This window comes from Sinorhizobium sp. B11, from assembly GCA_039725955.1.
Taxonomy (GTDB): domain Bacteria; phylum Pseudomonadota; class Alphaproteobacteria; order Rhizobiales; family Rhizobiaceae; genus Rhizobium.
This window is the reverse complement of record CP091035.1, coordinates 425450-438242: the sequence shown is the minus strand read 5'-3', so window position 1 is coordinate 438242 and position 12793 is coordinate 425450. Positions and strand designations below refer to the sequence as shown.

Annotated in this window: 12 protein-coding genes and 1 pseudogene; 4 read left to right on the top strand and 9 right to left on the bottom strand. The window is 57.8% G+C overall.

Annotation, left to right across the window (positions count from 1 at the left end; all coding sequences use genetic code 11):
• Positions 1 to 9: 9 nt before the first annotated feature.
• Positions 10 to 888 (bottom strand): Ku protein, encoded by an 879-nt coding sequence (locus LVY75_35265; GenBank protein ID XAZ26036.1) that lies wholly within the window; start codon positions 886 to 888, stop codon positions 10 to 12.
• A 75-nt stretch (positions 889 to 963) separates the two neighbouring features.
• Between LVY75_35265 and LVY75_35260 the strand changes: the two genes are divergently transcribed.
• Entirely contained in the window at positions 964 to 1215 is a 252-nt protein-coding gene (locus LVY75_35260; GenBank protein XAZ26035.1) for a hypothetical protein, read from the top strand.
• Between the two features lie 179 nt (positions 1216 to 1394).
• Here LVY75_35260 and LVY75_35255 read toward each other — a convergent pair whose 3' ends face one another.
• The 6 genes from LVY75_35255 to groES all read right to left on the bottom strand — a co-directional run bounded on the left by LVY75_35255 (position 1395) and on the right by groES (position 7634).
• The gene (locus LVY75_35255) at positions 1395 to 1826 is read right to left on the bottom strand and encodes a response regulator (protein XAZ26034.1); all 432 of its coding nucleotides are present in this window, start codon (positions 1824 to 1826) and stop codon (positions 1395 to 1397) included.
• Entirely contained in the window at positions 1823 to 2950 is a 1128-nt protein-coding gene (locus LVY75_35250; GenBank protein XAZ26396.1) for a PAS domain-containing protein, read from the bottom strand. The genes LVY75_35255 and LVY75_35250 overlap by 4 nt, the downstream gene beginning before the upstream one ends.
• A 239-nt stretch (positions 2951 to 3189) precedes the next feature.
• Positions 3190 to 4977, bottom strand: coding sequence for a PAS domain S-box protein (locus LVY75_35245; GenBank protein XAZ26033.1), 1788 nt, complete (start codon positions 4975 to 4977; stop codon positions 3190 to 3192).
• Positions 4978 to 5267: 290 nt separating this feature from the next.
• Positions 5268 to 5570: a hypothetical protein gene (locus tag LVY75_35240; GenBank protein ID XAZ26032.1), complete on the bottom strand. Its 303-nt coding sequence runs from the start codon at positions 5568 to 5570 to the stop codon at positions 5268 to 5270.
• A gap of 58 nt (positions 5571 to 5628) precedes the next feature.
• The gene (groL, locus tag LVY75_35235) at positions 5629 to 7257 is read right to left on the bottom strand and encodes a chaperonin GroEL (GenBank protein ID XAZ26031.1); all 1629 of its coding nucleotides are present in this window, start codon (positions 7255 to 7257) and stop codon (positions 5629 to 5631) included.
• A 62-nt stretch (positions 7258 to 7319) separates the two neighbouring features.
• Positions 7320 to 7634 carry a co-chaperone GroES gene (gene groES / locus LVY75_35230; protein ID XAZ26030.1) on the bottom strand — a complete coding sequence of 105 codons (315 nt, stop codon included), beginning with the start codon at positions 7632 to 7634 and terminating at the stop codon, positions 7320 to 7322.
• 163 nt (positions 7635 to 7797) lie between these two features.
• Between groES and LVY75_35225 the strand changes: the two are divergent.
• Positions 7798 to 8037, top strand: a pseudogene (locus LVY75_35225) (usg protein).
• A gap of 607 nt (positions 8038 to 8644) precedes the next feature.
• On the opposite strand, the gene LVY75_35220 reads toward LVY75_35225, so the two are convergent.
• Positions 8645 to 8848, bottom strand: coding sequence for a cold-shock protein (locus LVY75_35220; GenBank protein ID XAZ26029.1), 204 nt, complete (start codon positions 8846 to 8848; stop codon positions 8645 to 8647).
• A gap of 1758 nt (positions 8849 to 10606) precedes the next feature.
• Positions 10607 to 11104, bottom strand: coding sequence for a metallophosphoesterase family protein (locus LVY75_35215; GenBank protein XAZ26028.1), 498 nt, complete (start codon positions 11102 to 11104; stop codon positions 10607 to 10609).
• 2 nt (positions 11105 to 11106) lie between these two features.
• On the opposite strand from LVY75_35215, the gene LVY75_35210 reads away from it, so the two are divergent.
• A complete protein-coding gene (locus tag LVY75_35210) occupies positions 11107 to 11343 on the top strand; it encodes a hypothetical protein (GenBank protein ID XAZ26027.1) in 237 nt (78 codons plus the stop codon).
• Positions 11344 to 11899: 556 nt separating this feature from the next.
• Positions 11900 to 12331 carry a CREG family protein gene (locus tag LVY75_35205; GenBank protein ID XAZ26026.1) on the top strand — a complete coding sequence of 144 codons (432 nt, stop codon included), beginning with the start codon at positions 11900 to 11902 and terminating at the stop codon, positions 12329 to 12331.
• Positions 12332 to 12793 lie beyond the last annotated feature (462 nt).

The following is a 12793-nucleotide window of genomic DNA, read 5'->3' as shown; positions in this document are numbered from 1 at the left end:
GTGATCCTCCTAGCTGGCTTTCTTGTGTGCGGTCCTGGTGGTCGACTTTCGACTAGTCGTCTTCCTGGGCTTCCGGGCGTTTGCATTGGCGGCCGTCTTTGCTTTTGCCTCGCCTACGCCCGCACTCTCGCGCAACGCCTTGAGCAGGTCGTTGGGTTTGGAAACCTTGACGGGCTTGGGTTTGGGAAGCGTCTTGCCCTCGGCTTTGGCCTTAACCAGTTCTGCCAGCGCGTTTTCGTAGCGGTCATCGAATTTCGCCGGATCGAACTCGCCCTTCTTGGTGCCGATGATATGCTTGGCCAGATCGAGCATCTCGCCTTCGACCTTGATCTCCGGCATTTCCTTGAAGGCTTCTTCCGATGATCGGATTTCATAGTCGAAGTTGAGCGTGGTGGCGATGAGACCACGCCCGTGCGGCCGGATCAGAACGGTACGCATCCGGCGGAACAGAACGGTCCTGGCGATTGCCGTTACGTCGGCTTCCTTGAGTGCGTCGCGCAGTCCGGCGAACGCGTCTTCCGAGACGTCATCAGTCGGCAAGAGGTAATACGGCTTGTCGAAATAGAGATCGTCTACATCGGAGCAGGAAAGAAAAGCTTCGATTTCCAACATCTTGTCGGAATCCGGAATGACGGCGGTGACCTCTTGCGGATCGATCATGATGTACTGGCCGTCGCCGATGTCGAAGCCTTTGATCTGCTCGTCGCGGTCGACCGTTTCTTCGGTTTCGCTGTCAACAAATTCCCGGCGGACCCGGTTGCCCGTGGCTTTGTTGATGATGTGGAAGGCGATGCGATCTGACGTGGAGGCCGTCGTATAGAGACCGACGCCACAGCTGATCTCACCGATCTTGATGTGGCCTTTCCATTGAGCGCGATGTGCAGCCATGTGTAACTCCATCCGGAACCTTTCGCTCAACTCCCTGTTCCGGCTTTCGTTCCGAGCAGGACAAAGGAGAGGGATATGGCGCAGCACTACGAGGACGATGCGGATGACACCGTGGACAGCTCGATCTTATTGCACGCAGTCGTAGCTTGGTTTCGCCTCTATCAGGTCCCGTTTGACCAGACGGTGGCCGATGTGCTTTGTAATGTGGCTATCTCGTTGCATTCTAGCGGGCTCGGGGGGCGACAAATCACCGACTATCTCATTCAGACCTATAACGGACCTATGGCAATCCGCGCGACGGCACCGTCGTCATCGGCGTATCATTGACAATGAAGCATCTCATGAAGCTCTTGATGGACCGGCGCTCTTCGGAGCTTTTGGCGTCCACGAACAGAATGCTTCCAAGGACACTTGGTCGACATCCTTTGAACACGCCGGTCATCAATCCCAGGATTGCTCGCTTTTACCTTACGCAGCTTACGCCGAAATTGCGAGGATGACTCCGATTAGGAATGCCTGCGGAACAGCAAGGGCCTTATATCGTCGGCGAGTACAAGGCTCGCTGGTGGAATGACGTCTTCTTCGCCCACCACGACAGCGGAGATGTAGGAAATGGCGTTCCTCATGCCGTTCGCAGTGTAGGGCTTTTCGATAGCGCCGAGAGCGCCCGCGAAATCTTCGGGCAGCTTCTTGATGTTGCCGCTGACGAATACGTATGGGATCCTTTCGAATGCCAGATCGCGGCCGACGTCGATGCCGGTTGGGCCGTCCTGCAGGTGAATATCGACGAATGCAAAATCCGGGTGATGCCCTTTCATGAGGTCGCTTGCTTGCTTGCGGTTCATCGCGGTCCCGATCACTTCATGACCGGCCATTTCGACCTCGCTTTCGAGCTCCATGGCCAGCAGCATCTCGTCCTCGACAATCATCACCTTCAATGCGCGCTCTCCTCTGTGTCGACCGGCAGCGTGACATCAACGGTTGTCCGATATCCGTCGATCCGCTTCTCGATCTTTGCGTCAACCTGCTTGGCGGATGTTTCAAGTAGAATACGACCGATCTCGGTCGCATCCTCTTCGACCTCAACCGGTATAGAGGTGTCCTCCACCCTGATAAGAAAATGTGCGTTCAAGCGCTTGACGACGACATGGATGTCGCCGCCGCCGTCGCTCAACCCCCGCCGGACGGCGTCCCCGACAAGCTCGTTGACGATCAAAGACACAGGGGTCGCCTTCACAGCCGGCACATGGAGCGGATGCAGATCGAGCGTCAGGCGGATATCCTTTCGTCCGACAGCTTCGACAAGATCTCTGACAAGTTCCTCCGTGAAGTCGGCGACGTCGAACCGTGAGACATCCTCCAGCGTGAACAGCTTTCTTTGAACTGTGCTCAAGGCCTCCACGCGGTTCAGCACGGACCGCAAAACGCGTTTCTGTCCCTCATCCTTGGTAATACGCGTCTGAAGCTTTACAATGGAGGCCATGGTCAGGAGGTTGTTCTTGACACGGTGGTCAACCTCGTGGACCAGAAGAGAGCTGATTTTCAACGCAGCCTCAAGTTTCTCGGTGTGGGCAGCGACTTCCTCTTCGGCGCGATGACGTGCGAAAGCGAGATCAGCCTCTCTCGATTTAACGTTGGTGAAATCCAGCTGGGAAGCGAAGAAATAGACGATTCTGTCGCTATCGTCGCGCACCGGAGATAAAAACAAAGCGTTCCAGAAAGGCTCGCCATCTTTCTTGTAGTTTAAGATGTCGATGGCGATATCGGAACCTGCGCTGATCGCCGCGCGGATGCGCGCCACCGTTGCCGCATTCGTCTCCGGGCCTTGGAGGAAGCGGCAGTTGCGGCCGACTACTTCGCTGCTCGAATAGCCCGTCAGCCTCTCGAAGGCGACATTGCAAAAGATGATGGGATTGTCGGCCTGATTGGGGTCGGTGACGATCATCGGCATGCGCGTGGCTTTGAACGCCGCGGCGAAGGGGTCTTCGCGCACGTGTCGTGCCACAAGGCGATCTCCGGCATCTTGCGCCGCTTCGGCTTGCTTTCTGTCGGTTTCCTTCATGATGACCTGATCGTTTATGGTCTCGGCGTAATGCATGACGGGTTCTTCGAGTTCCCGCTCTTGCCCGGTAGCGCTGCAGACAGGGGCGCTCGAGCGACCGCCATCTGCTATGGATGAGAGGTGCGAAGCAGTTGCTTTGGACCCCGCTTCAAGAATTCACTCAGCAGCGACGATGCGCAAGATTGATGCTTGCCGCGCAAGGCGAGACGACATCATGATACCCGACGGCGAAAAGTTTGCTATCGGTCCGATCCAGGCCTTCCCGACCAGCCATCCAGATCCAGGATCGCATCGATCTCGCAGATGACGCCGGTAGGGTTGTAGCTGATAATCGAGCGCCCGTTTAGCTCGGCTGCCAGAAGCCTCTCAACGAGACGCGAGCCAAAGCCCTTTCGGGTTGGCGGCGTGACGGCGGGCCCGCCGCGTTCGACCCATTTGAACCGTAGCCTGCCGATCTGTTCTTCATAATCCCAGGAGATCGCAACTTTGCCTTGAGCGACCGACAGTGCGCCATATTTAGCGGCGTTCGTCGCAAGTTCGTGGATAGCTAGGGAGAAAGAGACGACGGCCTTTTGAGGCAAAAGCACGGCGCAGCCTCCGATCTCGAAGCGTTCAGGCGGATAGGGTTCCAGCACCTGACTGACCAACTTGCCAAGGTCAGCACGCTGCCAGTCCCGATGCGTGAGCAGATCATGGGCCTTTGCCATTGACATAAGCCTGTCCTGGAAAGCGGTGACCTGATCCCGGCCGGTTTCGTTCCGGTCAAGAGTTTGTCTGGCAATGGCAATGACAGTCGCAAACGCATTCTTGACGCGATGGTTGAGCTCGCTTGTCAGGACTTTTTGCAGACGTTCGGCCTCCTTTTTGGCCGTGATGTCCTGGGACATCTTGGAAGCGCCGATCGTATTTCCAGTGCTGTCGTAGATAGGAGAAACACTGAGCTGAACGTCGACTAGGCTTCCATCCTTCCTTCGACGCTGCGTTTCGTACGGCTCCACGATCTTTCCGTCGCTGACCTTCCTAAGAATTTCCGGCTCCTCGTCGCGACGTTCCTCCGGGACCAGCATCAGAACTGACTTTCCCACCGCCTCTTCGCGCGAGTATCCATAAAGCCTCTCGGCAGCTGCATTCCAGTTGGTGATCGTCATGTTCAGATCGATGGCGAGAATGGCATCATTCGAAGAAGCGATAATGGATGCAAGAAGACGCTCCGCTTCCTGGGCGCTCTTCCTTGCCGAGATGTCGATGGCGATGAAGCCAACCTGCAGGATTGACCCATCCTCACCTTTGAGGGCAAATACTGAAACTGCTGTCCATAAGACACTTCCGTCCTTCCGCAAGCATCGCTTTTCCATATCGAAAGGTTCGCCGGTTTCGATCAGGTACTGGAAAAGCCGCTCGGCTTCCGGACGATCGTCCGCAAAGGTCAAATCCTGGAAGCGGATGCCCACAAGCTCCGCTCTCTGATAGCCAAGCATCTCACAAAGGCGTTGGTTGGCGAGTGTCAGGCGTCCCGCAAGATCGGTCTGCCCGATACCCGCAGCGGATTGCGAAAATAACGCTCGTAGACGTTCCTCGCTTTCCTTGAGCGCTTGCTGCGAACGCACCCTTTCTGTGGTCTCGCTGACGATGCAAAACACGCCGCGGACGCGACCGGTTTCGTCCTTGATCGGCGAATAGGAAATGTCGAAATAGACGGTTTCTGGATGTCCATGGCGTTCAATGTAAAACTGGCGGTCGCTGGCTGAGACAGTTTCACCACCATGAAGGACGCGATCCAGCAAAGGTTGGAGGTCGTCCCAGAGCTCGCTCCAGTTCTCCTTTGCCGGTCTTCCGAATGCGCGCGGATGCCTAAGGCCGATTGTGGGAGCGTAGGCATCATTATAAAGGGCCACATACTGGTCGCCCCAGAACATCACGATCTGGGCATGTGACGGAAGCATGATGTCCATGGCAGCCATCAGACAGGCGGGCCACTCCGACGGCGGTCCGAGGATGGAATCATCCCAAAGCCCGCGCTCGATCATGTGCGCTATTCCGGCGCACGCAGTTTTATCGTTCAATCCGAGTGCAGACACTTTATGCGGCCCTGAAGAAACAAGCAGTTGGAGATGCGAAGTTAAGCCGATTGAACGCGATAACAAGGGGACAACCAACACCTGGGCGGTCTTTTAAGAAGTCGGATTTTGATGCGAGAATGGAGCGCTTTTCCTAAGGGGAGATCTCATCGGATGCGAGCACATCCCGCCGGTGACGGATATTATCCGTATGCAGCACATGCGCGACGCTTACGGCCGCTTCCGGTCTGTGGTTCGTTCTACTGTTGTTGATGTCCTCTCTCATTTTCCGGCTCCATAGATAAACCGATGGCACCCGGAGTGTTGTTCAGAAGCTCAGCGAGGAGCGGACGGTGCTCCTCCTGCGCCACCGGCATGTCAGCGACTGCCATCGCTTCCGACAGAAGCCTGTCGCGGTCTCGCATGCCCTTGTTGAACAGTCTGGCGACTGTCGCCGTCAGCCGGCCGATGGAGGATGGGTCGCCCGACATCCCTTTGGCTCGGGCAACCTCTTTGACGACGCTGGCGCAGAGGCGCGCGTCTTCCTTCGATGGCAGGTTCATGGTTTCCTCCGCAAGTGGCTCGCCCCACGGCGGCTGGGGCGAGCCTTCCCTATGACCTTTAGAAGTCCATTCCGGCGCCGGCGGGCATTGTCGGAGCGGCTTCCTTCCTGGGCTTCTCGGCAATCATTGCCTCGGTGGTCACCAAGAGACCTGCGACCGATGCCGCATCCTCGAGTGCGGTGCGCACGACCTTGGCCGGGTCGATAACGCCTTGAGCGTAGAGATCGCCGTATTCCCCGGTCTGGGCATTCCAGCCGAAGGAGAACTCGGCCTTCTCCCGCAGCTTGCCGACGATGACCGAACCTTCGGCGCCGGCGTTTTCCGCGATCTGACGAACAGGGGCCTCAATCGCGCGGCGCACGATGTCGATGCCGACCTTTTGGTCCCGGTTGGCGGTGTCGAGATTGTCGAGCGCCTTGACTGCGCGAAGCAGCGCCACACCGCCACCTGGCAGAATACCCTCCTCGACGGCGGCACGCGTTGCATGAAGCGCGTCATCGACGCGGTCCTTCTTTTCCTTCACTTCCACTTCCGTCGAACCGCCCACCCGGATGACGGCAACGCCGCCAGCGAGCTTGGCGAGACGTTCCTGCAGTTTTTCGCGATCGTAGTCAGACGTCGTCTCCTCGATCTGCGCGCGGATTTGCGCAACGCGACCATCGATCTCGGCCTTGGAGCCGACGCCGTCGATGATGGTGGTGTTTTCCTTTTCGATCGCCACCTTCTTGGCACGGCCGAGCATGTTCAGCGTGACGTTCTCGAGCTTGATGCCGAGGTCTTCGGAGATGACGGTGCCTCCCGTCAGGATGGCGATGTCTTCGAGCATGGCCTTGCGACGATCGCCAAAGCCCGGAGCCTTGACTGCAGCAATCTTCAGGCCGCCGCGCAGCTTGTTGACGACGAGTGTGGCAAGAGCTTCGCCTTCGACGTCTTCGGCGATAATGAGGAGCGGTTTGCTCGACTGCACGACTGCTTCGAGGACAGGCAACATCGCCTGCAGGTTCGACAGTTTCTTTTCGTGGATCAGGATATATGGGTCTTCAAACTCAACGCGCATCTTGTCCTGGTTGGTCACGAAATAAGGAGACAGGTAACCACGGTCGAACTGCATGCCCTCGACGACTTCGAGTTCGGTCTCGGCGGTCTTGGCTTCCTCGACGGTTATGACGCCTTCATTGCCAACCTTTTCCATCGCCTCGGCAAGGTAGCGGCCGATCTCGGAATCACCGTTGGCAGAGACGGTGCCCACCTGGGCGATCTCCGAGTTGCTGGTGATCTTGCGGGCATTGGTCTTGAGTTGCTTGACAACGGCGTCGACGGCGATGTCGATGCCGCGCTTCAGGTCCATCGGATTCATGCCCGATGCGACGGCCTTTGCACCTTCCTTGACGATGGCCTGCGCGAGTACTGTCGCGGTGGTCGTTCCGTCACCGGCAAGATCGTTGGTTTTCGACGCCACTTCGCGCAGCATCTGGGCGCCCATATTCTCAAACTTGTCTTCGAGTTCGATTTCCTTGGCGACCGATACCCCGTCCTTGGTGATGCGCGGAGCACCGAAGGACTTGTCGATCACCACGTTACGACCCTTCGGGCCGAGCGTGACTTTGACGGCATTTGCCAGCACATCGACCCCACGCAGCATGCGTTCACGGGCGTCGCTATGGAATTTGACTTCTTTCGCAGCCATTTGTCTAACTCCTCAATAGGCAGCTACTGACTGATGGTGTTGGATTTGGGGGACGAGCCGCCTCAGGCGGCTTGTCTCTGCTCGCCCTGAGCTTCAATGACGCCCAGAACGTCGGATTCCTTCATGATCAGCAGATCTTCACCGTCGATCTTGATCTCGGTTCCGGACCATTTGCCGAACAGGATGCGATCACCGGCCTTGACGTCGAGCGCCTGGGTCTGGCCGGCCTCGTCACGCGCGCCGGGGCCTACGGCGACGACCTCGCCCTCCTGCGGTTTTTCCTTGGCGGTGTCGGGAATGATGATGCCGCCTCTGGTCTTCTCCTGGGATTCGACCCGGCGTACGAGAATGCGATCATGGAGCGGTCGGAACGACATGTTTTTCCTCCGTGGACAAACGATGATGTTTCGAAATCCCCTGGCCGGACCGGATGACCAGTCCGGGCGGGTGCGAACCTCGTCGAGCGTTCGCGTGCAAAATTTATTTTCGGGTTTTTCCGATTTCAAGAGGCTGCCAAATAAAAATTAGCACTCGTAAGACGTGGCTGCTAAACGTCTGTTCCGGAACAATAAAAGGGTGCCCCTCACCACCGCACACATCCTCTACCGCATTCCCAACTTTGAATCCGTCCTGCAGACCTATGTCTGGCAGGACTACGATCTTGCTCCGGATTTTCCCGAAATGCGCAAGTTCCTGAACTTCTGGCAGACAAGCCTCGACGGCCCTCTCCATTCCGTGCGCTATACACACCAGCGGCTGATCGGGCCGAACGAATGGCGTGTTAGCGAACTTCCACAGACGTCTTCGCCCCCCGCACATCATAGTGCAGTGAATGTTCCGGACGGTCACGATCAGACCACCTCTAATGCGATCCCTTCGCAGGGCGGTAAACCCGGAAGCTTCAAGCCGGGCGAGCTGGCCGCAATAGCGGTTAGAGGCGACGTGGCAACACCCAGCAACTGGATCGACAGCCCAGCGGGCCGTAGCCATTCAGCTGGCGTTCCAAATCGGACGCAAATCGCATGCTTCATCTCCGGTTGATAACAATGTGATGATCGCCAAAATCTTGGCAGCATCAAGCATCCTTGTAACTTAGGACGCGCGCGTCGTGCTCCTCGATGACCTTGTCGGTGCCCCTGCACGCACCGTTGCTCACTGGCTACAGCGGCGCGACTGCGCCTGCTGGTCGATTTTGCCTCGGGGGAACTGAGCAAAGTCGCCTGAAGCGCCATAGCCATAGGCAGCTGCAATCGTCGCGTCGCGACGGTTTGCGGACGGGCAAGTTCGACGGCTGTTTGGCTGACTTCGCCATAGGTGCGCGTCTTGCCGGTCTCCCGGAAAGGGTGGCCGTCCTGATCCTCATCCAGAAAGCCCCGCCCGCGAGCGCTCAGATCGCGCGGACGTTTTCCGCTTTCGACTTGCCGGTCTTACGATCCTGACCCAGGTCGTAAGAGACGTTCTGCCCTTCGCGCAGCAGCGTGGAGCCCTGGACTGCACTCACATGAACGAAGACGTCCTGGCCGCCATCGTTCGGCGTAATGAAGCCGAAGCCCTTGTCCTGATTGAAAAACTTGACTGTGCCGTTCGCCACTTCGAATTCCCCGATTTGGATTGAGGGGAGATTCATAACCGCTCGACGTCTCCGCCGCAATGGTGTGCCCTTGCCGGCCTCGCCTACCGGAGACCGGCGCTTGGTGGCGTAGCGGGCGATACCCGCGATTTTCGGGAAGCGACCATCGAGGCCCGCCGGTCGCTTCCCGACCCCGAGCGATCCGCCGCCTGGCGCTCGAGAGACCGGCAACATACGCTCTGTCGGCAAGTCTCGGTACCGGTATGGAAAAACTCTGCGTGGACGGTGCCACAATGCAGCACCTGAAAGTTCATCCTAGCGGCAAAAAGCAAACGCTTGCATGAGGTTACATTGTGAACAGGCTGTGGATAACGTGTGGGTGACAGTTATTGGCCGATCGACGTGTTTCCTGTCCGTTCACCACCTGCTTGCCAAACTGCACCGACTCGGTCGACATTCGTTCCAACCACTCCTCGGCCTCCGCCGCAAACGTTGCCGGGATGGTTCGGGCGCTCCCCATTGGGTCGAGCGCCCTTTTTTCATTCCAGCCGATGTCCGGCGGGACGCACTCGCCATCCTCATCCAAAAGCGATCCGGAGCGAATGGTTCTACCGGTGCTGGTCTGGAATGGTCAGCATGATTGGGCGTCATTGCGTTTCCAGGCCGGGCGAGGCGCCTTGCAGTTTTCCCCTTGGGCCTTGGCTTGCATGGTTCTCGGCCAGATCGTTTGGTTGGGGCCGTGGATAGCACTCCCACTGATACGGGCCTTGCTTCACGCATTTCGCACGGGGCGAACGGAAGGAGAGTTGTTTTGCCTTGCCCTCGCAGTTCCGACGATCGGTTACACGACGCTTCAGGCGCTCGGGAGCGGAACAGGATTTCCGCATTGGCCGATGCCAGGATGGTTGTTCGTCTTCCCATTGCTGGGCGCTCGGTGCGGCGGCTGCGCCTGGCCGACCATTCGCTATGCCATCGCAACCTCATCCTTGACGCTCATGCTATTGACAGTGGCGGCGGCGTTCGGAGCCTCGGGAGCGCTTCAGCGGTTGAATATCAACGTCCATGATCCGACTCAGGATTTGGTTGACTGGTCTCCGGTTTTGGAAGTCCTCGCGCGGTTGGAGATTGGAGTGCCGGATGGACCCGCAGTAGCGGGGTTGAACTGGGCCGAAGCCGGAAAGCTGGATGCCGCGGTGGGGGAAATCGCGCCCGTACTGGTGCTCGGAAGTGACAAGCGCGGATTTGGTACAAGGTCAGATCCACGTCTATCCAGCAGGCAGGGCCTTGTCATCGTCGCCAGCGAGGAAGCGGGACGACCGTATCCTGCCTGCCAGAAGATGCCCGTCCGGTTGCGCGCTTGCAGATCGGCCGGGGAAGGCAAGCGGAGTTCGCCCTGCTTGTTATACCAGTTGAGCAGTGCGTCGGCACGACACATTAGCACGAATGCCCGCCGGGCGGCCGGCGAATCCACTCAAGTCAATCCAGGCACGATTGCGGCCAGGTGAACCATGCGTGACTGGCTGCCGGGAGTATCGCTAGGCGGTGAAATGAGCCTAACGTTTCCATCGCGAAAAAGTCGATGTCACCAGTGACGAGTTCCAATCGCCGAGGTTGGCCAAGCAGCTTTCGCACGTAACTCACCGACTTACGTCCCCCTCGACATCGCCGTCTCCGTCCAAACCATGCACCGGCCAAACGCCCAAGCGGGCGTTTTCAAGGCAGGGTCCGCGTCGAGGCGCCTGACGCTGGCGGCACCCACAAAAGGCTTGGTAACGAAGATCAGCTAGCGCGCCCGCGTTTCACGATCTGCTCCAACCTCATCGGGCGCAATTCCTGCGCATCCACGCCGACGTCGAATTGGCGAGGCAGCGGTTTTAGACGCCCGTGCGAGTGGCCGTGCAGATTGATCGATTTCTTGCCCATTTGGTTCCACGTCCTGAAAGCGTAATGGCAGAGGATCAGGTGATGATCGTCAGTGCGTATTTCGGCATAGTGTTGGACGCTCGCCCAACCCTTCGCTTCAGTGGTCGTTGTTGGATCGTTATTACCAACTACCAGGTGTTTGCGCCCCTTCAAGCGCGATAGAAGCTGGTCGCAATCGCCTGCGCGGGCCGACATGAAATCGCCGAGATGCCAGACATCGTCATCTTCGCCGACAAGGCCATTCCAGTTTTGGATCAGCGCCACATCGTGGGCGGCCATGTCTGGGAAAGGACGTCGGTCAATCCTGAGGACACGTGGATCGCCAAAATGGGTATCGCTGGTAAAGAAGATCATTGATGGAACATGGGGCCGGAGCGTCCGTCACCAAGATATTGTGGCGCTTCGAAAAGAAGTCGCATTTCCTCATTTTCGCCGGGACGCCGAAAACAGTGCTATTCCAGACCGACGACCTCCTCCCTTATTTCAACAGCCTGGACGCGCGGTCTGCGTTATCCGACCAATGGCAGCTCAGAGCCGGCAAGTTGGCTGGCCTGAAAAGACAATCAGCATTTCAGCTGCAATGGCGGCGATGAAACGTTGGCCGCATCTGGTACGGCGGGGTTAACGCCGTGGCAGGGATGGGCGCATTCTGCGGGCAAGGCGTCACACCGCCTGAAGTTGAAGGCAAACTGACCAGCTGAAGCAGGCACATTGGAGCCAGGGCAAGTCGCTTGTACGCTACCGTACCAACGCGTGGTTGCGGCGCAGAATCGGACTTTAGTCCGGTTGATGACCGCAGGCAGCCCGCTAGCTTCACCACTTTACACGACGCGGGGGCGCGCAAGCGGGTCGTCATGCCAATAACTGAATCGGATCGACTTTTGTTCAGCCGCGTTTGGGCTGTCGGCGCCAAAGCGGTCAAAGACGATCACATTTCTGCGCTGCTCGATGTTACGCTTCATGCCCCTACGCTGGAACAATACCAGGATAGCCACGGTCAGCGGATGACCGATATGATCAAGGTCGTTCAGCTGGGAATCTCGAAGCTTCGAGACGGCGGCGAACAGGTCGAAGGCGACGAGGACAGTATACGTCGGTCCTTGCGTCGTTCTGGTGCGCGGTACTCGTAGGGCGAGCGATTACATCCTATTGCTGACGATTTCACAAAATCGCTACCGGCCCCGATCTCCCAACCATAACGCCATCGCTGTTGGCGGCGACGCGGGGCCGGCATCATCGCTCGGGATCTTCATGTCCCATTCAGGTGCGACTTCGCAAAATCCAGCGCTCGTTGCAGTATTCTTGGTATCAATAGTGAACGAAGTTAACCCTGACAGTTTCCAGTTCGGTCTGAAGGCACTTCTGAAGAAGCATCCCGACCTTCAGCCATATGCGTCAACGGCGCACCAGTTGACGGAACTGATCGAGACCTATGGCGAGGCATTGCAGTCCAGAGCGAAATACCAGACCGACGGTGGCGAACACGAATTGATTCTCGCCCATTATGAGAGCGTATGTATTGAGCTGGAGGAGTACCTCCGGTCGTGCCTCTCCAACGAACGTCTCCGCGATAGCGGCTGATGTCTGGACCTGACGACAAACACGGGAGCCTCGCATTGATCGACGGGTCGAGCCTTCTAACTCTTGAGAAGATGGCGTCTCGCTTGTTGCCTCGGATCGAGCGGTTCAGCTTGCCGAGCCAGCGATGCAGATCACCGCTGCGGATCCTTCATCTCCAGATCTGTCAAACATCGATGAGGCGCTCTGCGCGTTGGTCCGAAAGCCTGCGCAAGAGACATCTGAAGATCGGTAGGGTGACCAGGTTTCTGACCCGCCGCCGTAGCTGAAGATGATCCGTAGATGCAGATATGACTAAATCCAGTACTCAATAGGGACGATCCGCTTACGCTGTTTTGATCGTCCCCGGGTAGGACCTTGGTCCGAGGCCGGTTGTCGCGGCAGTCCTATCTTCATTTCTGCCTGTTTACGAAGAACCTCACACTGCCGGTCTTCATGCCACTTGGAGGGCCCAGAGACCGCTTC

Coding starts and splice junctions, on each gene's coding strand:
- LVY75_35265 (XAZ26036.1), bottom strand. CDS start 888: ATGGCTGCACATCGCGCTCAATGGAAAGGCCACATCAAGATCGGTGAG.
- LVY75_35260 (XAZ26035.1), top strand. CDS start 964: ATGGCGCAGCACTACGAGGACGATGCGGATGACACCGTGGACAGCTCG.
- LVY75_35250 (XAZ26396.1), bottom strand. CDS start 2,950: ATGAAGGAAACCGACAGAAAGCAAGCCGAAGCGGCGCAAGATGCCGGA.
- LVY75_35245 (XAZ26033.1), bottom strand. CDS start 4,977: ATGATCGAGCGCGGGCTTTGGGATGATTCCATCCTCGGACCGCCGTCG.
- LVY75_35240 (XAZ26032.1), bottom strand. CDS start 5,570: ATGAACCTGCCATCGAAGGAAGACGCGCGCCTCTGCGCCAGCGTCGTC.
- groL (XAZ26031.1), bottom strand. CDS start 7,257: ATGGCTGCGAAAGAAGTCAAATTCCATAGCGACGCCCGTGAACGCATG.
- groES (XAZ26030.1), bottom strand. CDS start 7,634: ATGTCGTTCCGACCGCTCCATGATCGCATTCTCGTACGCCGGGTCGAA.
- LVY75_35215 (XAZ26028.1), bottom strand. CDS start 11,104: ATGATCTTCTTTACCAGCGATACCCATTTTGGCGATCCACGTGTCCTC.
- LVY75_35210 (XAZ26027.1), top strand. CDS start 11,107: ATGGAACATGGGGCCGGAGCGTCCGTCACCAAGATATTGTGGCGCTTC.